Raw genomic sequence first — 24,406 nt, 5'->3', positions numbered from 1 at the left:
TCGTGCGCGGCCAGGCGTGCTAGAAGGAAGCCATGCTGCCCTCAGGCTCCTACGACGCCGTGATCGTCGGCGGCGGCCACAACGGACTGGTCGCCGCCGCCTACCTGGCCCGGGCCGGGCGCTCCGTGCTGGTCCTGGAGCGCCTCGACCACACCGGCGGCGCGGCCGTCTCCACCCGCCCCTTCGCCGGCGTCGACGCGCGGCTGTCCCGGTACTCCTACCTGGTCAGCCTGCTGCCGCCGAAGATCGTGCGGGATCTCGGCCTGGACTTCCGCACCCGCCCCCGCCCCGTCTCCTCGTACACCCCCGCCGACCGGGACGGCCGCCCCACCGGCCTGCTGGTCGGCGGGGACGAGGCGCGGACCCGGGAGTCCTTCGCCCGCCTCACCGGCTCCGAGCGCGAGTACGCGGCCTGGCGACGCTTCTACGCCATGACCGCCCGCGTCGCCCGCGCGGTCTTCCCCACCCTCACCGAACCCCTCCCTCATCGCGAGGAGCTGCGCCGCCGGGTCGACGACGACGACGCCTGGCGGGCGCTGTTCGAGGAGCCGGTCGGCGTCACGATCGAGGAGACCTTCGCGGACGACCTGGTGCGCGGCGTCGTCCTCACCGACGCGCTGATCGGCACCTTCGCGGACGCACACGACCCGTCCCTGAAGCAGAACCGCTGCTTCCTCTACCACGTGATCGGCGGCGGCACCGGCGCCTGGGACGTCCCCGTGGGCGGCATGGGCGCGCTCACCGACGCCCTCGCCGACGCCGCCCGGGCCGCCGGCGCGCACCTGGCCACCGGGCACGAGGCGGTACGGATCGACACCGACGGCCGCACCGCCGAGGTGACGTGGCGCTCGCGCGACGCCGAGGGCACCGCCGCCGCCCGGCACGTCCTGGTGAACGCCTCGCCCGCCGAACTGGCGGCCCTCACCGGCGCGTCGCCGCCCCCGCCCGCCGAGGGCGCCCAGCTGAAGGTCAACATGCTGCTGACCCGGCTGCCGGCCCTGCGCGACCCCGCGGTCGACCCCCGCGAGGCGTTCGCCGGGACCTTCCACATCGCCGAGGGCTACGGGCAACTGGCCGCCGCCCACGCCCGGGCCGCCGCGGGGGCGCTGCCCGAGGCCCCGCCCGCGGAGATCTACTGCCACTCGCTGACCGACCCGACGATCCTCGGCCCCGACCTCGCCGAGCGCGGGCTGCACACCCTCACTCTCTTCGGCCTGCACACCCCCGCCCGCCTGTTCGCCCGTGACAACGACGCCGTGCGCGCGGAGCTGCTGGCCGCGACCCTCGCCCAGCTCGACGCCCACCTGGCCGAACCGCTGGCCGGCTGCCTGGCCACCGACGCCGACGGCCGGCCCTGCGTCGAGGCGCGCACGCCGCTCGACCTGGAGCGCGACCTGCGGCTGCCCGGCGGCCACATCTTCCACCGCGACCTGTCCTGGCCCTACGCCGAGGAGGGCGCCGCCGGCCCCTGGGGCGTGGCGACGGCCCAGCCGAACGTGCTGCTGTGCGGGGCGGGCGCGGTGCGCGGGGGAGGGGTGAGCGGGGTGCCGGGGCACAACGCGGCGATGGCCGTGCTGACGGGCGGGCATCCCCCGCACTGAGCGGGGTCGGCCCCGGTGCCCGCCGGCTCACCGTCACGGGCTCCTCAGTCCGCCGAACGCACCCACCCCGACGCCCCCACCCGGGCCGCGTCCGCCGGGCGGGCGTCGTGGAAGAGGAGTCGGCCGGGGGAGTCGGCGCGCAGGGCGTCGACGTAGGCGCCGCGGCCCACGTAGAGCCGGTCGGTCGTGTAGCGCCAGCGCAGGGTGAGGGAGCGGGTGGACGGGAGGTCGGCGGAGAGGTGGTGCCAGGCGCGGCCCGACCAGCCGGTGACCGAGCCTGTCGGACGGGGCTCGGGGGCCTCGCCGTGGGCGGTGGTGGTGAAGGGGAGCGGTTGCCAGGTGGTGCCGCCGTCCGTGCTGGACTCCAGGACGAGGGTGTCCGCGGCCGGTTCGGTGTCCCACCACAGGGCGCAGCGCAGCCGCGCTCGGCCGGCCGAGGTGTCGAGGGCGGGCAGCGTGAGCGTGGCCGTCGTGGCGTTCGCCGTGCCGGAGAACCAGGCGGTGCGGCCCTGCACGGGGCGGACCGGTACGGCCCGGGCCAATCGGGTGCCGGCCGCGACGCGGGGCGCCGAGCCGGAGCGCCAGGTGCGCACCGGGTGCACCGAGTTGCCCAGCACCACGAGGAAGGAGTCGGTCGTCGGGTCGAGGACCAGCGAGGTGCCGGTGAAGCCGGTGTGCCCGGCGGTGCGCGGGGTGGCCATCGCGCCCATGTACCAGTGCTGGTACAGCTCGAAGCCCAGGCCGTGCGCGTCGCCCGGGAAGGCGGTGTTGAAGTCGGTGAACATCAGCTCCACCGACTCCGGGCGGAGGACGCGCGCCCGCCCGTAGCTGCCCCCGTTGAGCAGTGTGCGGCCGAGGACCGCCAGGTCCCAGGCGGTGGAGAACACCCCGGCGTGGCCGGCCACCCCGCCCAGGCCGAAGGCGTTCTCGTCGTGCACCTCGCCCCACACCAGCCCGCGGTCGAGGCCCGACCAGGGCTGCCGGGCGTCCTCCGTGGCCGCGACGCGGGGCCGCCAGGAGGCGGGCGGGTTGTAGCGGGTGCGGGTCAGGCCCAGCGGGGCGGTGACCTCCTCGCGCAGCAGCACGTCCAGCGGGCGGCCCGTGACCTGCTCCAGGACCAGCTGGAGCGAGATCATGTTCAGGTCCGAGTAGAGGTACGCCGTGCCCGGCGCGCTGACCGGCGCCTCGTCGTAGATCAGCCGGATCTGCTCCTCGCGGGTCGGCGCGCCGTAGAGCGGGATCCACGCCCGGAACCCCGACGTGTGCGTGAGGAGCTGGCGGATCGTCACCCCTTGCTTGCCGGCCCGTCCGAAGTCCGGCAGGTACGCGGCGACCGGCGCCGTCAGCTCCAGCGCGCCCCGCTCCAGTTGCTGCACGGCGAGGATCGAGGTGAACAGCTTGGAGACCGACGCCAGGTCGAAGACGGTGTCCGCCGCCATGGGAATCTGCTCCCCGGGCGGGAACTCCACGCCGGTGTCGGTCTTCTCGTCGTACGCCCGATAGCGCACCGCCATGCCGATCGGCTCGTGCAGCGCCACGGCGCCGCCCCGGCCCGCCAGCAGCACCGCCCCCGCGTACCAGGGGTGCGCGGGGGAGGGGCCGAGGAAGGTCTCGGCGTCGGCGACGAGTTGCCGCAGATGCCCGGCGAGCAGCCCGGCGCGCTCGGCGGAGCCGTGCCGCAGGGTCGGCCGGGCGGTGCGGTCCCCGGCCGCCGCGGCGGGCCCGGCCGCGAACGGCGCGAGGGCCAGCGCGCCGCCCAGGGCCAGCGCACCGGCGCCCATCTGACGCCGGGTGAGACCATCACCCGACGCAGGGGGACTGCTCTGCGAACCGCTCGACACCCGTCCGGTCACCGCAGGGCCTCCCGCCGCCGACGCTGAAAGTATCTTTCCCAGATCCTCGCGTGGAGTGAAACTTTCCTGTCAACGGCGGACCCTGTCAATGGGGGCGCGGTCACCGGTCGACCTTCGGCCGACGGCCGGCACCGGACGGCTACCTCCTGGCAGCCGAACGGCTCGGGTCCCACCCGCCGGGTGCGTGGTCGTCGAGGGCGCCCCGGCAGGAGTGGCCGCGGGAGTCGCCGCGGGGTGCACGGTGATCGGGCTCGCCACGACCCACGCCCCGAACCCCGTTGCGGGCGGCCGTCCGCACCGGCCATGATCGGCGCCATGCCGACCTTCACCGCCCCCGACGGAACCCGCCTCGCCCACCACGTCACGGGCGAGGGCACCCCGCTGCTCGTCCTCCCCGGCGGGCCGATGCGGGCCTCCCGCTACCTCGGCGACCTCGGCGGGCTGGCCGGCGCCGCCCACCGTCGGCTGCATCTGCTCGACCTGCGCGGCACCGGCGACTCCGCCGTGCCCGCAAACCCGGCGAGCTACCGCTGCGACCGGCTCGTGGACGACGTCGAGGCGCTGCGGCTCCACCTCGGCCTCGACCGCGTGGACCTGCTCGCGCACTCCGCGGGCGGCAGCCTCGCGATGCTCTACGCCGCCCGGTACCCGGAGCGGGTGGCCCGCCTGGTGCTGGTCGCCGTCACGCCGTGGGCGCTCGGCATGCCGGCCACCGCCGAGGACCGGTTGGCCGCGGCGCGGCTGCGCGCGGACGAGCCCTGGTACCCCGAGGCCATCGGGCCCTTCGAGGCGTGGCTGGCCGGCACCGGGGACTTCGACGACGTCTTCCTCCCCTTCTTCCACGGCCGCTGGGACGACGCGGCCCGTGAGCACGTGGCCCGTGGTGAGAGCGAGACCAACGAAGGGGCCGCCGACGTCTTCGGCGCGCCCGGCGCCTACGACCCGCCGGCCACCCGCGCCGCGCTCGTCCGCTGCACCGCCCCGGTCCTCGTCCTCGCCGGCGCCCGCGACGGCGGCCCGAACCCCGCGCTGGCCCGCCGCACCGCCGAGGTCTTCCCGCACGCCGAGGTGAGCGTCCAGCCGGACGCCGGGCACTACCCCTGGCTGGACGACCCGGAAGACTTCACCACCCGGGTCGCCGCCTTCCTCGCCGGCTCCGGCGATGCCCTGTCGGCCCCCGGGGCCGCTCGCTAGGCTGACCCCGGACGACGCATCCGGGAGGAGCACGGACGTGACCGAGAGCACCACCCACCAGCGCCCGCTCGCCGGCTGGGACAAGCCTGAGCTTGATCTCAGCAACGCGCAGTGGCAGCCCGGCAGCCGGGGCCTGGGGGACGTACAGATCGCCTTCGTCGAGGGTTTCATCGCCATGCGCAACGGCGGCAGCCCGCACAGCCCCTCCCTGATCTTCACCCCCGCCGAGTGGGGCGCGTTCGTCTCGGGGGCCCGGGACGGGGACTTCGACCTCACCTGAACCGCCGGGGGCCGCCGGGCGTCCGATGAGGGGGTGTTCCCGCCCGATTTCCGGACACGCGACCCCCAGGGCCCTCCCGGCGCCGTCACCTGGGCCAGGCTGACGCCCGGGGGGAAGGTCGTAACCCCGGAGGTGAGGAACCCATGAGCACCCTGCCGGTCATCGCGGCGGTCGACGGTTCGGACGACAGCCTGCGCGCCCTGGACTGGGCCCTCGACGCCGCCCGCCGGCGCCGGGCCCCGCTGCGGGTGGTGCATGTGCGCCAGTACGCCGCGTCCTGGGCGCAGACCGAGGTCCTGACCGCGGGCCCGCCGGACACCGGCGAGGACCCGGTGCTCGAGCGGGCCCGCGACCACGTGCGGGGCCGCGAGGAGAAGCCGGCCACCGAGTTCACCTCCGCGGAGGGCCTGCCCGGCGCCGTCCTGCCCGCGCTGGGCGCCGACGCCCAGCTGCTGGTGCTCGGCTCCCGGGGCCGCGGCGGCTTCGCCGGGCTGCTGCTCGGTTCCAACGGCATCGCCGCCGCCCGCGACGCCGCGTGCCCCGTCGTGGTGGTCCCCCGGCCCGGACGCGAGGTGCACGGCGAGGGGCCGGCCGGACCCGGGCCCCGGGTCGTCGTCGGCCTGAACGTGGACAGCCCCGACGAGACCACCCTCGCCTTCGCCTTCACCGAGGCCGCGCTGCGCGGCGCCCGGCTCCAGGCCGTCGCCGCCTACCCGGCACCCGTGCAGAGCTGGGCCGGCGCCGGACAGATGGTGCCGCCCGTGATCGACGAGGTCTCCATCGAGAGCGAGACCCGGGTGCTCGCCGACGGCCTCCTCGCCGAGCACCGCGAACGCCACCCCGGCGTCCAGACCGACCTGGACGTCCTCCAGGGCGACACCGCCGGGCACCTCGTCGCGGCCTCCCGGGACGCCGAACTGGTGGTCGTCGGCCGCCACCGCAGGCGCCTGCTCGCCCCCGCCAGGATGCTGGGCTCCGTCACCCACGCCGTCCTGCTGCACGCGGCGGCACCCGTCGCGGTGGTCCAGCCGGCCCCGGCCGAGGAGTGACCGGCGCCGGCCGCGTGCCCGGACCCCGGGACCGGTCTCCGGGCACGCGGCCGGTGCCGGTCCCGGGCACGTACCATGGCGGCATGTCGTTCCTCCGCCGCCGCAGCGCCACCCCCGCCGGGCCCGACTTCGACGTACTGGCCATGGACCCGGGCGACTGGCCCGGGAACCTCGGCGCCGGCCTGCTGCCCGCGCCGGACGGCACCTGCCAGGGCGTCTTCCTGCGCTACGACCTGTTCGGCGGGCGCGGCCCCGCGATGATCATCGGCAATCTCCCGGAGGGCTCCCCGGCCCGCGAGACCGCCGAGGGCGAGATCCCCTTCGAGGTCGCCCAACTGCTCCTGGCGCTGGAGAACGACGAGGAGATCACGGTCGTCGGCTCCGAGGACGTGCCGGTGATGCAGGGCGACAACCTGCTGATCGTGCGCCGCCTCAAGCTCTCCGAGAGCCGCATCTCCTGCGTGCAGTTCGACCGCAGCGACCAGGTCCTGGTGACCATCGCCGCCTGGGACCGCCCCATCACCGACGACCTGTACGCCCTGCTGAAGCCGCTCCCGGCGGAGCTGTTCCAGCAGGGCTGACGCTCACCCACGGCTCATCCCCGGCTCACCCGGCGGCTACTTCGCGGTCGCGACGCTCACGTCGGCGGCGCGCACGTACGCGACCCGGTGGCCGTACTGGATCTCGTAGTACAGGTCGGAGCCGCGCACCACCCGGTGCGAGGACTCGTCGAAGGTGACCGCGTAGTAGTACTCGCCCGGCACCTTGTCCCCGACCACGTACTTCTGGCCCTTGGGGAGCGTGTACTTCAGCGGCGAGACCGCCTGCACCGGGACGTCCGCCGGGTACGCGCCCGCCTCCGGGTACGCCCGCCCGTACACGGGCACGCTCTCCAGGCCCTCGCGCGGGGTGATCGTCTTCCCCCGGGCCGGCACCGACGCCGGGTGCCGCTCCGGGTCCTGGAACCACGCCTTCTGGCCCAGGTACCAGACGGCCGTCCAGTCGCCCCACCGGTCGGCCACCGCGTACTGCTGGCCGGTGGAGACCCGGGACGACAGGTCGTTCACGCCGGTCGTCGGGGTGGTGCCCAGGCCGATGTCCTTCACCAGCGGCGCGTTCACGTCGTGGTCGGTGTACAGCCGGACCTCGCTGGAGCCGTGCGCCGCGCAGGGCGTGCCGGCGGTCTCGCACCCCGTGTACACCGGCTGGTTGGTGTCGTAGTCGGGGCGGATCGTCACCACGCCGGAGTGCTTGCCGCCGGTCTGCGTGACGGGTGCGCCGAGCAGCCGGAAGTAGTGCCGCCAGTCCCAGTACGGGCCCGGGTCGGTGTGCATGCCCGGCACCGTCGAGGAGGTCGGGCCCGGCACGTTGTCGTGGCCGAGGATGTGCTGCCGGTCCAGCGGGATGCGGTACTTCGCCGACAGGTAGCGCACCAGTCGCGCGGAGGAGCGGTACATCGCCTCCGTGTACCAGGCGTCCGGCTCGGCGAGGAAGCCTTCGTGCTCCAGGCCGATCGAGTTCGCGTTGACGTACCAGTTGCCCGCGTGCCAGGCGACGTCCTTCGCCTTCACGTGCTGGGCGATGTGCCCGTCGGTGGAGCGCAGGGTGTAGTTCCAGGACACATAGGTCGGGTCCTGGACCAGGTTCAGCACGCCGTCCCAGGCGCCCTCCGTGTCGTGCACGACGATGTACCGGATGCGCTGCGAGGCGGGCCGGTTCCCGAGGTCGTGGTTGCCGTAGTCGCCGTCGCCGAACTCCTCGTACGGCGCCGGGATCCACTCGCAGGACACCGACTTCGGGCACTCGGTGCCGGCCGCCGAGCCGGCGCGCAGGCCGGTGCGGGGCAGCTGCGCGGTGTCGGGGGCGGTGCCCGGGCGGGCGGCCAGGGCGACCCGCTGGCCGGCGTCGGTGGTGCGGGCCTCGCCGGTGCGGATCACGTCGTACACGTCGTTCGCGTACGCCGCCGCCGTGCCGGAGTCGTCGGCGCCGGAGAAGCGGGCCACCGCCGCGTACCAGTCGGCCGGGTCCGCGCTCAGCGGCTCGCCCGCCGCGCGCTGGGCGGCGGCGAGCAGGGCGGCGCCGCCGGCCACGTTGGCCGCCTGGTCGGTGCGCAGCGCCTGGGGGCTCAGGCCGGTCAGCTCGGCCGCCCGCGGCAGCGTCGTCAGCCGGGCCGGGAGCGTGGTGGGGGCGGCGGCCGTCGCCGTCGGGTGCAGGGCCGCGCGGGCGTCGTCGCCGCGCGGGTCCTCGGCGCCCTCGCCGTGGTGCGAGGCCCCGGCCAGCGCGGTGCGGGCGTCGGTGAGGTGCATCGGGCCGTAGCCGCCGGTGACGCTCGGGGCGCCGCCGTGGCCGTCCCAGCGGGACTGGAGGTAGGAGACGCCGAGCAGCACGCTCTGCGGCACCTTGTACTCCCTGGACGCCTCGGCGAACGCCTGCTGGAGGCGGTCGGCCGCGGCCGGCGCGTCCGGTGTGCCGGCGGCGGACGGCGCCGCGCCGAGCAGGGGCAGCAGCAGGGCCCCCGCGATCAGGGCCGGGGTGGGGGATCCTCGCAAAGCGGCCTCCTGGTGAGTGGGGCGTGGCGGGGGTGTGGCGCGACGTGCGGGGCCGGGCGTGGACCAGTGGTACCGGGCCGCCCGACGATCCGTCAATCATGCCGCCGCAAAGGCGATTCCCCATGTCACCGCGGACTCCCCGGCGCGTACGGACGGCTTTCGCGACGCCACCGCACGGGCCTGCGCGGCGTCAGTGGCGTACACCATTGGGGGCCGGGCCAGGCGACCGTGCCGGCCGAGCGCCCCGGCGCGGGTCGGGCGCCGGAACGCCCGCGGCGCGCCCCGGGAGTCGTTCCCGGAAGGCGCGCCGCGGGCGACTTGGGCCGGGTCAGCGGGTGCCGACCGCCGCGCGGACGGCCCGGCGGGCCAGCTGGCAGTCGTCGTGCAGGCGGCGAAGGAGCAGCCGCTGCTCCTCGCCGGTGGGCATCGCTCCCGCGGGGACCGGTGCCGGGGCCGGGTCGTGCATCGAGCGCTGCACGGCCATCTCGTAGGTGCGGATCTCCCGGGTCAGCACCAGCATCAGGTTCACCAGGAACGCGTCCCGCGCGGCCGGGCCCTGTGCCTGGGCGAGCTGGCTGAGGTGGCGGCGGGCGGCCGGCGCGTCGCCGAGGACGGACCAGAGCGTCGCCAGGTCGTACCCGGGCAGGTACCAGCCCGCGTGCTCCCAGTCGACCAGGACCGGGCCCGCCGGGGACATCAGGATGTTGGACAGCAGCGCGTCACCGTGGCAGAACTGCCCCATGCCGTGGCGCCCGGCCGCCTGCGCGATCCCGTGCAGCAGCTTCTGCAGGTCGCCCAGGTCCCGGTCGGTGAGCAGCCCCAGCTCGTGGTAGCGGGAGATGCGGGCCGCGTAGTCCAGCGGCGCGTCGAAGGTCCCGGCCGGCGGACGCCAGGCGTTGAGCCGGCAGACCGCGTCGAGTGCCGCCCGGATGTCCGCCCGCGGCGGGGCCTGGAGCGGATGCCGCTGGAGCGAGGCCACCCGGCCCGGCATCCGCTCGATGACCAGCGTGCAGTTCTCCGGGTCCGCCGCGATCAGCCTCGGCACCCGCACCGGCGGGCGGTGCCGGACGAACGAGCGGTAGGCCGCTATCTCGTGCCGGAAGCGCTCGCTCCAGGCGGGGGAGTGGTCCAGTAAACACTTGGCGACCGCCGTGCTGCGACCGGTCGTCCCCACCAGGAGCACGGACCGGCCGCTGCGGCGCAGCACCTGCACCGGGGTGAACTCCGGGCAGATGCGCTGCACGGTGCCGATCGCCGCGCGCACCTGGGCACCCTGCGGCCCCGAGAGGTCGATTCTGCCGCTGAGCGGCTGCGTGCCCGGGCCCGCGCCGCGCACCCGGCCCGCGCCGGCCACCTGGGCCGGCCGCGCGGGGGCGAGGTAGGGGCCGCCGCCCGCCGCGGGGCGGGGGTGCAGCGCGCGCTGCGGGGCGGACACGGAGGACGATGCTGCGTACATGGGCGAGACAGATCCCTTCGTGTGCCTGCGGTTGCTCTGCGGTGCCCGCCGCGGAAGCGGCCCGAAGGCGGCTACCGTGCGGCGAGCGCACCGCGCCGTCCGACCGGCCGCCGGGTCCACCCTGGGGAGTGGCCCCCGGGCGACCGGGTCGGGGTGGCGCATATCTACCTGACACTGTTCGGCCCGTGGCACACCATCTGGCGGACCCTGGCGAACGGTGGCGAATAGTCGCTCGGCAACCCGCACGGGGCTACTGTCAACTCAGCCGAGAACCTGGGGGCTTGACGTGAGCGCAGAACCCAACACCCGCCTCTCGGACCTGTTCGGCCTGGCCGGCTGGTCCAAGGGCGAACTCGCGAGATTGGTCAACCGGCAGGCGGCGGCCCTCGGCCACCCCCAACTGGCGACCGACACCTCGCGGGTGCGGCGGTGGATCGACACGGGAGAAATCCCGCGCGATCCGGTGCCCCGGGTGCTGGCGGTGCTGTTCACCGAGCGTCTCGGCCGTGTCGTGACCATCGAGGACCTCGGTCTGGTTCGGCCGGGGCGCGCAGGAAGTCGGCAGGGCGACGGGAGAGCACACGACCCCGACGCCGTGCCGTGGGCGCCCGAGCGGACCGCGGCGGTCCTCACCGAATTCACGGGAATGGACCTCATGCTCAACCGACGCGGCCTGGTGGGCGCGGGCGCCGCGCTCACCGCGGGCTCCGTACTCAGCAGCGCCATGCACGACTGGCTGCGCACCCCCCCTGCGCTGACCGCCGGCACCTCCCACCCCCAGCCACCCCTCGACGCCGACCCCGCCGGCTTCGACCGCTACGAGGCCGCACCCGTCGGCTCCGACGAGGTCGAGGCCCTGGAACGCTCCGTGGAGGTGTTCCGCGCCTGGGACGCCGCCCGCGGCGGCGGCCTCCAGCGCAAGGCCGTGGTCGGCCAGCTCAACGAGGTGGGCGGCATGCTCGCCTACCACCACCCCCCGCACCTCCAGCGCCGCCTGTGGGGCGTCGCCGCCGACCTCGCCGTGCTGGCCGGCTGGATGTCGCACGACGTCGGCCTGGAGCCCACGGCGCAGCGGTACTTCGTCATCGCCGCGCACGCCGCGCGCGAGGGCGGCGACCGGCCCCGCGCCGGCGAGGCGCTCTCCCGGGCGGCCCGCCAGATGGTGCACCTGGGCCGGCCCGGCGACGCGCTCGACCTCATCGGCCTCGCCCACTCCGGCTCCGGCGAGGAGCTGCTGCCCCGTACCCGGGCGATGTTCCACACCATCGAGGCATGGGCACAGGCGTCGATGGGCAAGGGCCAGGCGATGCGCCGCACCCTCGGCCGGGCGGAGGAGCTGTTCGTCTCCGACCGGAGCGACGCGCCGGTGCCCGGCTGGATGCAGCTGTTCAACGAGGCCGACCTGTACGGCATGCAGGCCCTCGCCCACCGCACCCTTGCGGAGTTCGAGCCGGCCGCGGCGGCGCACGCCCAGTCCTGCGCGGACAAGGCCCTTCAGCTGCGGGTCGACGCCCAGCAGCGGTCGAAGATCTTCGACTACCTGTCGATGGCCTCGGCCTGCTTCATCGCCGACGACCCCGAGCAGGCGGAGCGGCACGCGCGCCGCGCCCTGGAGTCGATGGGCTCCAACTCCTCCCAGCGCACCTGGGACCGGCTCCGCCAGATGAACCGGCTCACCGACCGGTACGCCGACCACCTGGGGATCCGGCAGCTGCGGGACGAGATCGCCCGGGCCATGCCCAGGCCGCGCACCGCGAAGGGAGGCGCCGGCCGCGTCGGCACGGCCGCGGTGTAGCGCCGCTACGGCACCACCGGGGCGACCGGCACCACCCGGGCGACCAGCACGCAGACCTCGCCCGCCCCGGCGAACGCCCCGCGCACGATCCGCAGGCCCTCCCGCGCCGAGCCGGCCCCGGCCAGCCGCGGAGCCAGGTCCAAGAGGTCACGGAGGCGCTCGGGCGACGGCGCGCCGGTGTGCAGCACCAGCAGGTCGCCGTCCCGCAGGGCCGCCTCGCCCGGTCCGTCGAGGGCCCGCCCCGCGCCGTCGCGGAACAGCAGCGGCGCGGGGCCGCCGGCGCGCGCCCACACCAGGGCGCCGGGCCGGTGGCCGCAGCACACGGTGGTGTGCGGCGGGGGCAGCGCGGTGTCCGCCACCAGCCGGGCCAGCCGGTCCGGCAGCTCCTCGACCCCCGCGCCCGCCGCGGCCAGTCCGCGCACCGCGCCGATCAGCAGCGCGGCGTCCCTGCCCGGGTCGGTGCCGGGCCCGGTCAGGTCGCCGACGGCGAGCAGGGAGGCGTCGTCGCCGAGCGCGCAGGCGTCGAACCAGCCGACGCGGCGCGGCCCCTCGGCCGGCGGCGGCAGACGGACGGCGGCCAGGTCCAGGCCCGGCCGCGCCGGGAGCGGTGAGTGCAGGGGACCGTGCCAGGGCGGCGGCACTGTCCCGGGCGCTCCGGCGGGCCGCGCGGGGCGGCCGAGCGAGTCGCGGGTCCTACTCACCGCCCGCTGGCTGCGCCGCAGTTCGCTGACGTCCCGCAGCACCGCCCACATCGCGGCGGTGCCGCCCTCGGTGTCGAGCACCGGCTCGCCCATCATGTGCACGGTGCGCACGGTCCCGTCCGGCCGGACGACGCGGAACTCCCCGTCCACCGGGCGGGCGTCGACCAGGCAGTCGGTGACCATCGCGGTCAGCTTCGACCGGTCCTCCGCCGCCACCAGGGAGGGCAGCTCGTCCAGGCCGAGCGGGGCGTCGGCGGGGTCGCGGCCGAGGATCCCGTACAGGTCGGCGGACCACTGCGCCTCGTCCGTCAGCAGGTTCCACTCGGCGCTGCCGACCCGGCTCAGCAGCGAGCCGGTGCGCGGTGCGGGCGCCGGTTCGTCCCGCAACTGCGCGAGGTGGGCGTCCAGATCGCTGAGCTGATGCAACGCCAGTTCGCACAGGGCGCGCCGCCAGCGCCCGAGCGGGTCGGCCCCGTCGCGCGGGGTGTCCCGCCGCACCGCGTCCACGTCCCCCCGCAGCCGCCGCGCCTGGGAGATCAGGGCATCGACGGCGGGACGGTCCGCGGAGAGAGGGGACGACATGGCGCACTCCGATGTGCAGCAGGTACGACCGGGAAGAACCGCTACGACTGTGGCACAGCCCTCAGCGACCCGTAAGGGATTCGGCGGCACACGATACGGTGGTGCTCCTGGCATATGCCAGCGTCTCCCCCGAGCGACCTCGCCGCACGAACGCCGTATCCGAGCAGCTGCTCAAGTCGTAGTCGACCTACGGGAATTGCGGGCGATGCGGGTCGTCACCACCCGTTGGTGCGCACGGTCCTCGCACGCACGTTCCACCCTCAAGCGAGGTCGTACAGCCCCGGCCGGTCGGCCAGCTCCACCACCGTGCGGACGCCGGTCGTCAGGGAGCGGACGCCGGCCTCGGCGACCGCGGAGGCCGCGTACCCGTCCCAGGCGCTCGCCCCCGTCACCGCGCCCCGCCGGGTGGCGTCCACCCACGCCTGCACCTCGCGGTCGTAGGCGTCGGAGAAGCGTACGAGGTAGTCCTGCGGCACCTCCTCGCGGGTGCCGCCCGCCGACGTGACCGCCATGCCGTGCGCCGCGCCGATCCGCGCGCTGCCCGCCTCGCAGACCGCCTCGCAGCGCACCTCGTACCCGAAGCCGCAGTTGACGAAGACCTCCACGTCGACCAAGGCGCCGCCGTCGGTCTCGAACACCGCGAACTGCGGGTCGAGCAGCCCCTCCGGCGCGCCGGCGGACGGCCGAGGCCGCAGCACCGTCACCGCCGTGATCTCCTGCCCGAGCAGCCAGCGGGCCGCGTCGATCTCGTGCGAGACGGAGCTGTCGATGAGCATCGCCGAGGTGAAGTGCGGCGGCGAGGAGACGTTGCGGTGCACGCAGTGCAGCATCAGCGGCCGACCGATCCTCCCCCCGTCGAGCAGCGCCTTCAGTCGCAGGTACTCGGCGTCGTGCCGCCGCATGAAGCCGACCTGGGTCAGCCGGCGCCCCAGCCGCGCCTCCGCCTCGGCCACCCGCAGCGCGCCCGCGGGATCGGGCACCATCGGCTTCTCGCACAGCACGGGCAGCCCCCGCGCGAAGGCGGCGAGCAGCGCCTCCTCGTGAGCGGGCCCCGGCGAGGCGATCAGCACGGCCCCGACGCCGGGCGCGTCCAGCGCGGCCTCCGCCTCCGCGTGCACGGTCACCCCCTCGATGCCGGCCGCGGCGTCCTTCGCCCGCTCCACATCGGGGTCGGCCACGGCGGCCACCCGGGCGCCGCTGACCACCCGGTCGAGCCGCCGTACATGGTCGGCGCCCATGTGTCCCGCGCCGAGCACCGCCACACCCAGAAGTCCGCTCATGCAGGACAGGCTTTCACGGACGTCAAGCAGCGAGGTCGAGGGCGCTCAGTAGCGCAGCACCCCGGCGATGCCCTCGGCCTCCCCGAGCGCCCCGTCCGGTACGAAGCGGACCTCGGCCCCGGTCTCCAGGCACTGCTCCACGATCTCGTCCACCACGTCCTCGCGGGCGTCGAGGTCGCCGGCGTCCGCGAAGACGAGATGGTCGCCGTCGTCGCGGACCGTCACCCGGTAGTTCTCCTCCACGGCCAGCAGCCGCACCCGTCCCTCGCGCACCGACTGCCACAGCTCGTCCACCCCGGCCGCGAACTCCTTGCGCCCGCGCGCCGCGTCCAGCTCCCGGGCGACGGCGTCCGTCGCACCGCGCGCCGCCTCGGCGACCGCCGGGCGCACCGCCTGCCACACCGCCTCGGCGGAGCTGCCCGCCAGGCCGCCGTGCGGCACGTGCACCGCGTCGCGCACGGCGCCGCCCGCCTCGTCGAGCAGGGTCAGCGCCGCCTCGGGGCCGGTCACGTACAGCGGCCGGGGGTGCGAACGCAGCACCCGGGCCATCGCGTCGCCGGCCGCGCGCAGGAACCGCCGGGTGCCCTCGTCCCGGAAGGTGCTGGGGGCGTCGCCGATCCGCTCCTGGCGCTCGGGGTCGAAGTCCTCCGCGGGCCGGTCCAGCGGGAAGCCCCCGGCGTGGTCCTCGGCCACCCGGTCCACGCCGCCGCTCCACAGGGTGGCCCGGTCCGCCGCGACCGACAGCACCCAGAAGGGCTGCCCGGCGGTCTGCGCGGCGACGAGGTTGCGGGTGAGGAAGGTGTCGGAGAGGACCACCCGTTCGGGCACGGACCGCGCCAGCGTCCAGACCTGGTGCTCGCCCGGGGCGGCGTAGATCACCAGTCCGTCCTCGGCGTGCGCGAGGTCGACCTCGGCCAGGGCCAGGTCCAGCTCGCGGGCGACGTCGGTCCGCCGCTCGCGGGTGACCGCCGGGTCCTCCTCCAGGCGCCGCTTGGCCTCGGCGACCACGTTGCGCAGCCGCACCGGGTCCTGGGCGTTGTCGGGTTCGCGGCGGTGCGTCGGGGTCAGCACGGACACCGCCGGGTAGGGGCGGGGGCGCCGCAGCCCGGCGAGGATGGCGGGACTCAGATCGTGCTCCATGCCAGCACCATAGGGCGGATGGACGAACCGGGCATGTGGAGCAATCCGCCCGCCCGCCCCGGCCCGGCTCAGCCGGACGCCTGCCCGGACTCCTCCGGGCCGCACGAGCTGCCGTCGGGCGGCAGGGCGCCGTAGAGCAGGAAGTCGTCCACCTTGCGGTGCACGCACTTCGACGAGGCGTAACCGGTGTGCCCGTCGCCCTTGTTGTCCAGGACCACGGCCGGCCGGCCGAGCCGCTTCGCCGTCTCCTCGGTCCAGCTGTACGGCGTCGCCGGATCGCCGCGCGTGCCGACGAGCAGCATCTTCGCGGTGTCCAGGTCCTTGACGTCCTCGCGGACGTAGTCCGTGCCGCGCGGTCGGCCGTAGCACATCAGCACCTGGGTGAGCCGGTAGCGCCCGAAGACCGGCGAGGCCGCCTCGTAGCGGGCGCGCAGCGGGCTTAGGGAGCGGGTGAGCTGCGCGGCGCTCGGGCGGTCGGGGTCGTCGGCGCAGTTGATCGCCATCAGGGCGGCCGGCAGGTTGTCCAGCGGGACGTCCTCCTGGTCGGTCAGCCCGGCGCCGCCCGCGCGCAGCGGGAAGGTGCCGCCGCCGGAGACGAAGCTCTGCAGGCCCCGGGTGTCCCCGTCCTCGATGAGCTGCCCGACGGCCCGCTCCAGGGAGGGCCACAGCTGCCGGCTGTAGAGCCCCTGGCCGATGGCGCCCACCAGGTCCTGCCCGGTGAAGGGCTCGCCGAAGTCCGTGGGCACCGGGTCCTCGTCCAGCGCGCCGACCAGCCGCAGCGCCTCCGTACGGGCCTGCCGGGCGTCCGTGCCGAACGGGCAGGCGATGTCCTCGACGCACCAGTCGAGGAAGTTCTCCAGCGCCCGCTGCTGCCCCCGCGCCCCGGCCAGGCCCTGCTCGGCCAGCGGCTCGGTCAGGGTGTCCACCCCGTCCAGGACGACGCGGCCGACCTTGCCGGGGAACTCGGCGGCGTAGACCGAGCCGAGCCGGGTGCCGTAGGAGAAGCCCAGGTAGTTGAGGTGCTTGTCGCCGAGCGCCGCGCGCATGACGTCCATGTCCTTCGCGGCGTCGACGGTGCCTATGTGCGGCAGCACGGGGCCCGAGTGCTTCGCGCACTCGGCGGCGGCGTGCCGCAGCTGCTCGAGCGCGCCCTTCGGGTCCTTGATCTCCTCATCCCCGCTGGTGGCGTCGGAGATCTCCGTGGTGGCCGGGCCGCAGCTCACCGGCGAGGACCGGCCGACTCCGCGCGGGTCGAAGCTCACCACGTCGTAGGCGTTGGTGAGGTGCAGGAAGTCCTTCCCGCCGGCGGCGAGTTCGGTGACCCCGGAGCCGCCGGGCCCGCCGAAGTTCAGCAGCACCGAGCCGCGCCGGTCGCCGGTGGCCCGGTAGCGGGCCAGCGCCACGTCGAGGGTGCGGCCCTTCGGGCGGGCGTAGTCGAGGGGGACGGTGACCTTGCCGCACTGCAGGTCCCTGGGGGCCTCCCGGTCCGCGCACGCCGACCAGCGGATCCGCTGGTCGTAGAAGCGGGACAGCGCGGACGGCGCGTCGTCCGCCGCGGCGGCGGGCAGTCCCGCGCCGAGCAGCGCCAGACCGAGCGCCCCGCTGACCGCGCAGCGCCGGACCGAGGGCCGAGTCGACAGCTTGGCCTGCATCGATGCCTCCCGGACGTCCCGTCGCGGACCGGTGGGCCGGCGCCCTCGCCCACCATAAGCGGGGTGTGCGCGGACCGCCTCCGGACGGTGACGGCACCGGCGGGGGGCGACGGCTGTTCGACGCGGCGGCCACCCGATGGGGTGAAAGGCCGATAAGCCATAACTCCGATGGTGCGCCCGCGTTGACCCCGGTGCGGGTGAGCGCCCGCGAACTCGTCTGGAAGGGCTGGGAAACCGCATGAGAAGGGTTACCCGAAACGGTGTGCTCGCCGTCGCCGCCTCCGGCGCGCTGGCCGTGACACTGCCGGCGTACGCCGCGTTCGCGGCCGACGGCGCCGGCGCGGACGGCTCCGCGACCGGCTCGCCCGGGCTGATCGCCGGCAACACCGTGCAGCTCCCGGTGGACGTGCCGGTCAACGTCTGCAGCGACACCGTCAATGTGGTCGGGCTGCTGAACCCGGCCGCGGGCAACCGGTGCGCCAACGACGCGGGCTCCGGCGCGCGGCACCGGGACGCGGGGAGCCGGGGGACGGACCGGGCCGGGGGCTCCGGCGGCGCCACCGCCAAGGGCGGCGAGTTCGGCTCGCCGGGCGTGCTGTCCGGTAACGGCGTGCAGCTCCCGGTGCACCTGCCGGTCAACGTCACGGGCAACAGCGTGAACGTGGTGGGCATCGGCAACCCGGCCACCGGCAACGAGTCGTCCAACGGCTCCACGCGGCCCCCCGCGCCGCCGGAGAAGCCCGCCGAGCCCGCTCCGGCACCGAAGCCGGCGCCGCCCACCACCCCGCGCGCGCACCCGCGCCCGGCGCCGCCCGCCGCGACCCCGCAGCTGGGGGCGTCCCTGGCGCACACCGGGGCCGACGAGACGCTGCCCGCCCTCGCCGGCGGCGCGGCGCTGATCGTCGGCGGCGCGATCCTCTACCGGCGGTTCCGCCCGGGGGCGCGCTGATCGCGTACACCACACGGCACGGAGGGGCGGTACGTCTGACTCGACGTACCGCCCCTCCGTGCCGCGCCCGGTGCCGTCAGCGGTGCCTCCGGGACCGGGACCGGTCCAGCGCCGCCACCCCGACCGCCGCCAGGACGATCTGGATGAGCCACTCGATCCAGTCCACGCCGTCGGTGTCGGCCACGTCGAACGCCCCGGCGATCAGGGAGCCGATCCAGGCGGCCACGATGCCGACCAGGATGGTCCACAGAATGCCGATGCGCTGCCGGCCCGGCACCACCAGCCGGCCCAGGATGCCGATGACGATACCGATGACGATGGCGCTGATGATGCCGTCGATCTCCATTGCCGCCCCTTCTGCTCAGGCCCTCCGCTGCCCTGCTTCTGCCCGCTGTTCGGGCGTGCAGTCCGACGGTGTGTTCGAGCGTGCGGGGCGGCCGTGCCGTGCGCCGTTCTAGGGCTTGCGCGCGCTCCGTGCCGCGGTGAGCAGGCAGACCGACCCGAGGGCGAGGGCCAGGGCGCCGATGACGATGTTGTTCCAGATGACGCCGGTGTCGGGGGACGAGCCGACGATCCACGGCGAGATGATCATCCAGATGCCGATGGCGCACATCGCCCCGCTCAGCCCGTACATGCGCTCCGGGGCACGGGTGAACCCGAGGGCCAGCAGGCCGAGGGCGATGCCCATGATCAGGTTGTGCGCCACGAGGGCGGGCTGGCTGGACGTGAAGTGGACGATCCAGGGGGACGCCGCGCAGTACAGGCCGACGAGGAACGCCGGTCCGTCCACGAGCGCCACATCCCGGCCGCCCAGCATGCGGGCGTAGCGCGCCTGCATCTCCGGGGCGTCGGGATGGCTGGTGATGTCGCTGCTTGAGTGCGAGACGTTGGCCATGAGTCGTCTCCTTCGCCTTGCGATGGGCAATGGCCACTTATGCCCATTTTGCTCTTATTTCTCCCTTATGTGTAGTGCTGGACGCGAGGTTGACCGGTGTGCATGTCCATGCTCATCCCGGGCAATCGGATGGTGCGCACGCGGATTGTCCGCACCACGTACGTTCGAGTCGATTGGCCGATGCTGGAGGTGTGTGCCGTTATGGGCGCGAAGGTCTTGGAAAGCTTCCCCGCCGGGTCCCCGCGGGGTTCGTGGCCGGCGGAGGAGAGTGCGGCGGCACACCGGGCGGCCGGCGAGTCGGCGACGGTCGTCATGGATCTGAAGACCGACGCGTTCCTCGTGGTCGTCTCCCGTGACGAGGAGTCACCTACGGCGTGACCGCCGGTCCGCCCAGCGCGTCGAGCGTGCCGCCGTCCGCCAGCCGCCCCGCGACCCGCACCGAGGTGTCCGCCGGTGCCCGCACCGCGAGGGTGTGCTGGTCGGTGCGCGCGGTGACGTCCCCGCTCACCGTGAGGCCCGCCACCTCCCGGCTGCCGGCGGCCAGCAGGTACCGGCCGCCGTCCGGCGCCCGCCAGCGCGCGGCGGCGACGACGTCCTGGCCGAAGTGGCCGCACAGCGCCGTGGAGCGCGCCAGCGCCACCACCCGGGACTGCCGCGTCCGCTCGGCGCCGGCGGTGGCGCGCAGGGCGACCGCCGCGTCGCCGGGGCCCTGCCAGGTGACCGCGCGCGAACACGACCAGACGGCGTGCCCGCCCGAGCGCGGCAGGTCCTGCTCCGCGAAGTCCCAGAGGTTCACCGCGCGCACCTCCTCGTCGAGCCCCGCCAGCGCGCACGCCGAACGGGACCAGGCCACCAGCGCCGCGGGACCGGTCGCCTCGCGAGGCTGGCGCGCGGGTGGCGCGCCCTTGCCGGGCAGCGGCGTGTAGGTCAGGTGCACCGGCGAGAGGCTGCCGCGGCCGGCCAGTAGGAAGGCGTGGTCCTCGGCGATCCGGGTCGAGGACCGCAGTTGCAGCACCGCGCGGCTCCCGCAGGCCGGACCGCTCCCGATCACCGGTACCCGGCCGGTCACCCCGTCCCGGCCGACCCCCAGCGGCCGGGCCGCGACGTCCGGGCGCAGCAGGTCCCGGGTGCCGGCCTCGGCGATCCACGGGGCCAGCAGATAGCGCGCCGAGCCCTTCCGGACGTCCAGGGCGACCGCGGCGGCCGTGGTCACGTCGGCGTCGTCGGCGCGGGCCACCGCGAGGGCGGCCGGACCCCGCCCCGTGGCCGGCTCGCTGTACCGGGCCAGGCGCAGTCCGTCGTACAGCAGGACGACGGTGCGGCCGGACACCGGGCCCGCGTAGAGGAGTTGGGGTGAGCGCGGCGGCGGGTCATCGGCGGTGCCCGGCGCCCGGGTGACCGTCGTCTCCCCGGGCGGCTCGGCCCAGGTGGACAGGGCGCGGGCGAGCAGGCCGTCGTCGTCGATCCGCGCGCCGCGGGCCGGCCAGGCGGTGAAGTCGACGCGGGAGGTGTCCGCCCAGCTGTCCGGCGGGCTGCGGTGCAGGTCGTCGGCGCGGGGCACGGCGACGGTGGCGGACCGGTCGGGGCCGCGGTCCCGGTGGCCGTCGTTCAGGGCGAGCAGCGCCGTCGCCGTCACCGCGGTCGCGGCGACCACGCCGAGGGCCAGCCGGCTGCGGCGCCGGCGGCGCAGCAGGTCCGTGGGGTGGGCCTGGACGGTGCAGGCGTCGAACTCCTGCGGTCCCGCGCCGGGTTCGGCCGCGTCCGGCACCGGTCCGGCCGCCGGGCCGAGCCGCGCCGCCGCGCGCAGCGCCCGGGCCGGGTCGGCCACGCCCGCGGCGCGCAGGACCAGTTCCGTCTCGCCCTCCGCCAGGCCGTCGAGGCGGCGCAGCACGAAGGCCGCGCGGGTGCCGGCGTCCACGCCCGCGAGGAGGCGGCCGAGCACCATGTCCTCGGCGCTGCCCGAACGCGGGAAGAGCCGCAGGCCGAGGACGACCGGCAGCCGGGGGACGAGCGCGCGCGGCGGCCGGGCCCGCTCCGGCCAGCCCCGCGGGCGCCGGGTGTGGCGGAGCGCGGCCCCGAGCACGGCGGCGCGCAGCCGGTGCCGGGCGGGCACGCCCTCGGGCGCGGCCCCGCCCCGCGGCGGCGGAACGTGCGGGGCCCGGCCCGGCCGGCCCTCGGGGAGCGAGCGCTGGACCAGCGAGTGGGCCAGCAGCACCCGTCGGTGCCTGCCGAACGAGGGCGGCAGCACCAGATAGGCCAGCCGTACCAGGTCGGCGTACTGCTCGACGAGCAGGGATTCGGTGTGCAGGGTGTGCGTCCGGGCCGCGCGGGCGGAGTCCCGCAGCCGACTGAGGGGCATGGTGCTGCCTTCCACGACCGGTGATGTGCAGGTCGTCCTCTCAAACGAGTGAATCGCGTGATGGTCACACGGGCCCCGACCCCGGGAGCCGGGTAGGCGGTTGAGCTGGTCTACACCCTTGACTGGTACATACCAATGCGGTTCAGTGTGGCTACCCACCTCCCCCCCCACGGCCCCCACGCCGTGTCCCCCCACCAGGAGGCAGCGCCGTGTCCCTGCTCAGGCACCGCTTGTCCGCCGTACTGACCGCCCTCGCCCTCGCGGGCGCCGTGCCCGCCCTGTTGCCGGCCGGCGAGGCGTCCGCCGCCGCGTGTTCGAGCTACCCGAACTGGACGGCCGGCCGGTCCTACAACACCGGCGACATCGTCCGCTACACCGACGGCAAGGCCTACATCGCCGAGCACGCCAACCCGGGCTACGACCCCGTCATCAGCACCTGGTACTGGGAGCCGTACGCCTGCGACGGCGGCCCGCAGACGCCAGCCGGCGACTTCGTCGTCACCGAGGCCCAGTTCAACCAGATGTTCCCGGGCCGGAACTCGTTCTACACCTACGCAGGACTCAAGGCGGCCCTCGCCGCCTACCCGGGCTTCGCCAAGACCGGCAGCGACACGACCAAGAAGCAGGAGGCCGCGGCCTTCCTCGCCAACGTCAGCCACGAGACCGGCGGCCTGGTCTACGTCGTCGAGCAGAACACCGCCAACTACCCGCACTACTGCGACACGAGCCAGCCCTACGGCTGCCCGGCCGGCCAGGCCGCCTACTACGGACGCGGCCCGATCCAGCTCAGCTGGAACTTCAACTACAAGGCGGCCGGCGACGCCCTCGGCATCGACCTCCTGAACAACCCCTGGCTGGTGCAGAACGACGCGGCCGTGGCCTGGAAGACCGGCCTCTGGTACTGGAACACCCAGTCCGGGCCGGGCACCATGACCCCGCACAACGCCATGGTCAACGGCGCCGGCTTCGGGCAGACCATCCGCTCCATCAACGGCTCCCTGGAGTGCGACGGCCGCAACCCGGCGCAGGTGCAGAGCCGGGTGACGAAGTACCAGCAGTTCACCCAGATCCTCGGCGTCGCGCCGGGCGGCAACCTGTCCTGCTGACCCGGTCGGGCGCCGTGCGAGACTCCGCCGATGACCACTGAAACGATCACCGCGGAGTCCGCGGGCACCTGGATCCTCGGCGACCTGCCCGTCCGCCGCGTCGGCTTCGGCGCGATGCAGCTGACGGGCAGCGCCGCCTTCCACCTCGGCATCCCCAGCGACCGCGAGCGCTCGCTCGCCGTGCTGCGCCGGGCGGTCGAGCTCGGCGTCGACCACATCGACACGGCCGCCTTCTACTTCTCCGCCCTGCGCTCCGCCAACGAACTGATCAACCGGGCGCTCGCCCCGTACGCCGACGACCTGGTGATCGCCACCAAGGTCGGCCCGTACCGCGAGTGGTCGGGGGAGTGGGGCACCTCGGCGCGCCCCGAGGACCTGCGCGCCCATGTGGAGGAGAACCTCCGCCAGCTCGGCCGCGACCACCTCGACCTCGTGTACCTGCGCCGGATGCGGCAGGAGTCGATAGCCGAACACTTCGGTGCGCTCGCCGAGTTGCGGGAGGCCGGCCTGATCCGGCACCTCGGCCTCTCGAACATCGCACCGGCACACCTGACCGAGGCGCTGGAGATCGCGCCCGTGGTGAGCGTGCAGAACCGCTACGGCCTCGGCTTCCACACCCCCGTCACCGACGAACTCCTGCCCCTGTGCGGCGAACGGGGCATCGCCTTCGTCCCCTTCTACGCCATCGCCGGCGAGGCCGGGCCCGAGGGCGCCGGCACCGCGCACGAGGAGCAGGTCCGCGCGGTCGCCGACGCGCACGGCGCGAGCCCGACCCAGGTGCGGATCGCCTGGACCTTGCAGCAGGGCCCGCACGTCCTCGCCATCCCCGGCACCGGCGACCCGGCGCACCTCGCCGAGAACGTCGCGGCCGGCGCGCTGCGCCTCACCGACGCCGAGCTGGCCCTGCTGGACGACGCCCGCACCGGCTGACCGGCGGCCGGCGCGTCACACGGTCCAGACGCCGTCCCGCATGAGGTGCCGCCCGCGCAGCTCGGGCACGCCGTGCCAGGACTGGACCGCGTGCGGGCGCACCCGGAACCAGTCGTAGGCCGCGCTCTCCCGGCGCGGATCCCAGCCGGTCTTCGCGGCGAAGGCTTCGGCGGCGGCGGGCGGCACCCCGGCCGACGCGTACGCCGCCACCGCGCCGTCGATCAGCACCACGTCCCGGGTGTCGCCGAACGCGAGCCGGGTCCGGCCGCCCGCGCGCAGGTTGCGCCCGGTGGGGTTGCCCGGCCGCGTCGACATCCAGACGTCCCGCCCGTCCCACAAGAACCAGAGCGCGACCAGGCACGGTGTCCCGTCGGCGTCCGCCGTGGCCACCCAGACGTCCAGCTCCGTCTCCAGGCGGCCGAGGACATCCTGCTTGCGGCGGGCGGGCTCGCGCGGCGGTGCGGTGATCGTCATGACCGGGATGCTGACGATCACCGGCTCGGCGCACATCGGGCGACAGGCCCCGGCGCGCATCGGGCGCGAGGTCTAGGTCGCGAGACTGGCGTCCCGTGGGTTTTACGTATAACCTCACCCGTCAACCCGCCCTCCGGAAAGGTCTCCCGATGCGCCGCCTCGCCCTGGTCACCCTTGTCGTGGACGACTACGACGAGGCGATCCGCTTCTACACCGAGGCCCTCGGGTTCCGCCTCGCCGAGGACACGCCCCGGCCCGACGGCTCCCGCTGGGTCGTCCTGGAGCCCGGGGCGGCCGGGGCGCCGGGCACCGCGCTGCTGCTCGGCCGGGCCAAGGACGACGCCCAGCGCGCCCGCGTCGGCGACCAGACCGGCGGGCGCGTCGGCTTCTTCCTGTACACCGACGACTTCGCCCGCGACCACGCCCGCATGACCGCCGCCGGCGTGACCTTCCTGGAGGAGCCCCGGCACGAGCCCTACGGCTCGGTCGCCGTCTTCCAGGACCTGTACGGCAACCGCTGGGACCTGCTCCAGCCCGCCGACCCCCGCTGACCGCGACCCG

Annotated in this window: 22 protein-coding genes; 11 read left to right on the top strand and 11 right to left on the bottom strand. The window is 75.2% G+C overall.

Annotated features, from left to right (window positions below):
* Positions 1-32: 32 nt before the first annotated feature.
* Positions 33-1,601 (top strand): phytoene desaturase family protein, encoded by a 1,569-nt coding sequence (locus tag ACGFZL_RS26060; RefSeq protein WP_393695219.1) that lies wholly within the window; start codon positions 33-35, stop codon positions 1,599-1,601.
* A 44-nt stretch (positions 1,602-1,645) separates the two neighbouring features.
* Here ACGFZL_RS26060 and ACGFZL_RS26055 read toward each other — a convergent pair whose 3' ends face one another.
* Positions 1,646-3,382 (bottom strand): serine hydrolase, encoded by a 1,737-nt coding sequence (locus tag ACGFZL_RS26055; RefSeq protein ID WP_393695217.1) that lies wholly within the window; start codon positions 3,380-3,382, stop codon positions 1,646-1,648.
* Positions 3,383-3,769: 387 nt separating this feature from the next.
* On the opposite strand from ACGFZL_RS26055, the gene ACGFZL_RS26050 reads away from it, so the two are divergent.
* The 4 genes from ACGFZL_RS26050 (at position 3,770) to ACGFZL_RS26035 (ending at position 6,558) form a co-directional block, all read left to right on the top strand.
* Positions 3,770-4,648, top strand: coding sequence for an alpha/beta fold hydrolase (locus ACGFZL_RS26050; RefSeq protein ID WP_393695215.1), 879 nt, complete (start codon positions 3,770-3,772; stop codon positions 4,646-4,648).
* A gap of 37 nt (positions 4,649-4,685) precedes the next feature.
* The gene (locus ACGFZL_RS26045; RefSeq protein ID WP_355175700.1) at positions 4,686-4,928 is read left to right on the top strand and encodes a DUF397 domain-containing protein; all 243 of its coding nucleotides are present in this window, start codon (positions 4,686-4,688) and stop codon (positions 4,926-4,928) included.
* Positions 4,929-5,071: 143 nt separating this feature from the next.
* Positions 5,072-5,977: a universal stress protein gene (locus ACGFZL_RS26040; protein WP_355175699.1), complete on the top strand. Its 906-nt coding sequence runs from the start codon at positions 5,072-5,074 to the stop codon at positions 5,975-5,977.
* Between the two features lie 83 nt (positions 5,978-6,060).
* Positions 6,061-6,558: a hypothetical protein gene (locus tag ACGFZL_RS26035; RefSeq protein WP_393695212.1), complete on the top strand. Its 498-nt coding sequence runs from the start codon at positions 6,061-6,063 to the stop codon at positions 6,556-6,558.
* Positions 6,559-6,594: 36 nt separating this feature from the next.
* On the opposite strand, the gene ACGFZL_RS26030 is transcribed toward ACGFZL_RS26035, so the two are convergent.
* Both ACGFZL_RS26030 and ACGFZL_RS26025 read right to left on the bottom strand, forming a co-directional pair.
* A complete protein-coding gene (locus ACGFZL_RS26030; RefSeq protein WP_393695210.1) occupies positions 6,595-8,526 on the bottom strand; it encodes an N-acetylmuramoyl-L-alanine amidase in 1,932 nt (643 codons plus the stop codon).
* A gap of 328 nt (positions 8,527-8,854) precedes the next feature.
* On the bottom strand, positions 8,855-9,982 hold the full coding sequence (locus ACGFZL_RS26025) for an aminoglycoside phosphotransferase family protein (protein WP_393695208.1): 1,128 nt from the start codon (positions 9,980-9,982) through the stop codon (positions 8,855-8,857).
* Between the two features lie 286 nt (positions 9,983-10,268).
* Here ACGFZL_RS26025 and ACGFZL_RS26020 point away from each other — a divergent pair, with 286 nt between their 5' ends.
* Positions 10,269-11,777, top strand: a complete 1,509-nt coding sequence (locus tag ACGFZL_RS26020; protein WP_393695206.1) for a hypothetical protein — start codon at positions 10,269-10,271, stop codon at positions 11,775-11,777.
* Positions 11,778-11,782: 5 nt separating this feature from the next.
* Here ACGFZL_RS26020 and ACGFZL_RS26015 read toward each other — a convergent pair whose 3' ends face one another.
* From ACGFZL_RS26015 to ACGFZL_RS26000, 4 genes are all read right to left on the bottom strand, one after another.
* Positions 11,783-13,060, bottom strand: a complete 1,278-nt coding sequence (locus ACGFZL_RS26015) for a PAS domain-containing protein (protein WP_393695204.1) — start codon at positions 13,058-13,060, stop codon at positions 11,783-11,785.
* A 260-nt stretch (positions 13,061-13,320) separates the two neighbouring features.
* Entirely contained in the window at positions 13,321-14,340 is a 1,020-nt protein-coding gene (locus ACGFZL_RS26010) for a Gfo/Idh/MocA family protein (protein ID WP_393695202.1), read from the bottom strand.
* A gap of 45 nt (positions 14,341-14,385) precedes the next feature.
* Positions 14,386-15,480 carry a chemotaxis protein gene (locus tag ACGFZL_RS26005; protein ID WP_393695200.1) on the bottom strand — a complete coding sequence of 365 codons (1,095 nt, stop codon included), beginning with the start codon at positions 15,478-15,480 and terminating at the stop codon, positions 14,386-14,388.
* A gap of 68 nt (positions 15,481-15,548) precedes the next feature.
* Positions 15,549-17,132, bottom strand: a complete 1,584-nt coding sequence (locus ACGFZL_RS26000) for an alpha/beta hydrolase (protein WP_393695198.1) — start codon at positions 17,130-17,132, stop codon at positions 15,549-15,551.
* 238 nt (positions 17,133-17,370) lie between these two features.
* On the opposite strand from ACGFZL_RS26000, the gene ACGFZL_RS25995 reads away from it, so the two are divergent.
* The gene (locus tag ACGFZL_RS25995) at positions 17,371-18,081 is read left to right on the top strand and encodes a chaplin (RefSeq protein ID WP_393695196.1); all 711 of its coding nucleotides are present in this window, start codon (positions 17,371-17,373) and stop codon (positions 18,079-18,081) included.
* Between the two features lie 76 nt (positions 18,082-18,157).
* Here ACGFZL_RS25995 and ACGFZL_RS25990 read toward each other — a convergent pair whose 3' ends face one another.
* Together ACGFZL_RS25990 and ACGFZL_RS25985 are read right to left on the bottom strand one after the other, a co-directional pair.
* On the bottom strand, positions 18,158-18,427 hold the full coding sequence (locus tag ACGFZL_RS25990) for a GlsB/YeaQ/YmgE family stress response membrane protein (protein ID WP_355175689.1): 270 nt from the start codon (positions 18,425-18,427) through the stop codon (positions 18,158-18,160).
* 108 nt (positions 18,428-18,535) lie between these two features.
* Positions 18,536-18,976 (bottom strand): SPW repeat protein, encoded by a 441-nt coding sequence (locus ACGFZL_RS25985; protein ID WP_393695194.1) that lies wholly within the window; start codon positions 18,974-18,976, stop codon positions 18,536-18,538.
* A 180-nt stretch (positions 18,977-19,156) separates the two neighbouring features.
* Between ACGFZL_RS25985 and ACGFZL_RS25980 the strand changes: the two genes are divergently transcribed.
* Positions 19,157-19,354, top strand: coding sequence for a hypothetical protein (locus ACGFZL_RS25980; RefSeq protein ID WP_355175722.1), 198 nt, complete (start codon positions 19,157-19,159; stop codon positions 19,352-19,354).
* Here ACGFZL_RS25980 and ACGFZL_RS25975 read toward each other — a convergent pair.
* Entirely contained in the window at positions 19,344-21,335 is a 1,992-nt protein-coding gene (locus ACGFZL_RS25975) for a hypothetical protein (protein WP_393695192.1), read from the bottom strand. The genes ACGFZL_RS25980 and ACGFZL_RS25975 overlap by 11 nt on opposite strands.
* Positions 21,336-21,550: 215 nt before the next feature.
* Here ACGFZL_RS25975 and ACGFZL_RS25970 point away from each other — a divergent pair, with 215 nt between their 5' ends.
* Entirely contained in the window at positions 21,551-22,441 is an 891-nt protein-coding gene (locus ACGFZL_RS25970) for a glycoside hydrolase family 19 protein (protein ID WP_393695389.1), read from the top strand.
* A 30-nt stretch (positions 22,442-22,471) separates the two neighbouring features.
* A complete protein-coding gene (locus tag ACGFZL_RS25965) occupies positions 22,472-23,371 on the top strand; it encodes an aldo/keto reductase (RefSeq protein ID WP_393695190.1) in 900 nt (299 codons plus the stop codon).
* 15 nt (positions 23,372-23,386) lie between these two features.
* On the opposite strand, the gene ACGFZL_RS25960 is transcribed toward ACGFZL_RS25965, so the two are convergent.
* The gene (locus ACGFZL_RS25960; protein ID WP_393695188.1) at positions 23,387-23,845 is read right to left on the bottom strand and encodes a pyridoxamine 5'-phosphate oxidase family protein; all 459 of its coding nucleotides are present in this window, start codon (positions 23,843-23,845) and stop codon (positions 23,387-23,389) included.
* A 149-nt stretch (positions 23,846-23,994) separates the two neighbouring features.
* On the opposite strand from ACGFZL_RS25960, the gene ACGFZL_RS25955 reads away from it, so the two are divergent.
* Positions 23,995-24,396: a VOC family protein gene (locus ACGFZL_RS25955; protein ID WP_393695186.1), complete on the top strand. Its 402-nt coding sequence runs from the start codon at positions 23,995-23,997 to the stop codon at positions 24,394-24,396.
* The last annotated feature ends 10 nt before the right edge of the window (positions 24,397-24,406 follow it).

The organism is Streptomyces sp. NPDC048182 (genome assembly GCF_043202555.1).
Classification (GTDB): Bacteria; Actinomycetota; Actinomycetes; order Streptomycetales; family Streptomycetaceae; genus Streptomyces.
The sequence above is the reverse complement of the archived record's forward strand: the minus strand, read 5'-3'. Positions and strand labels throughout refer to the sequence as shown.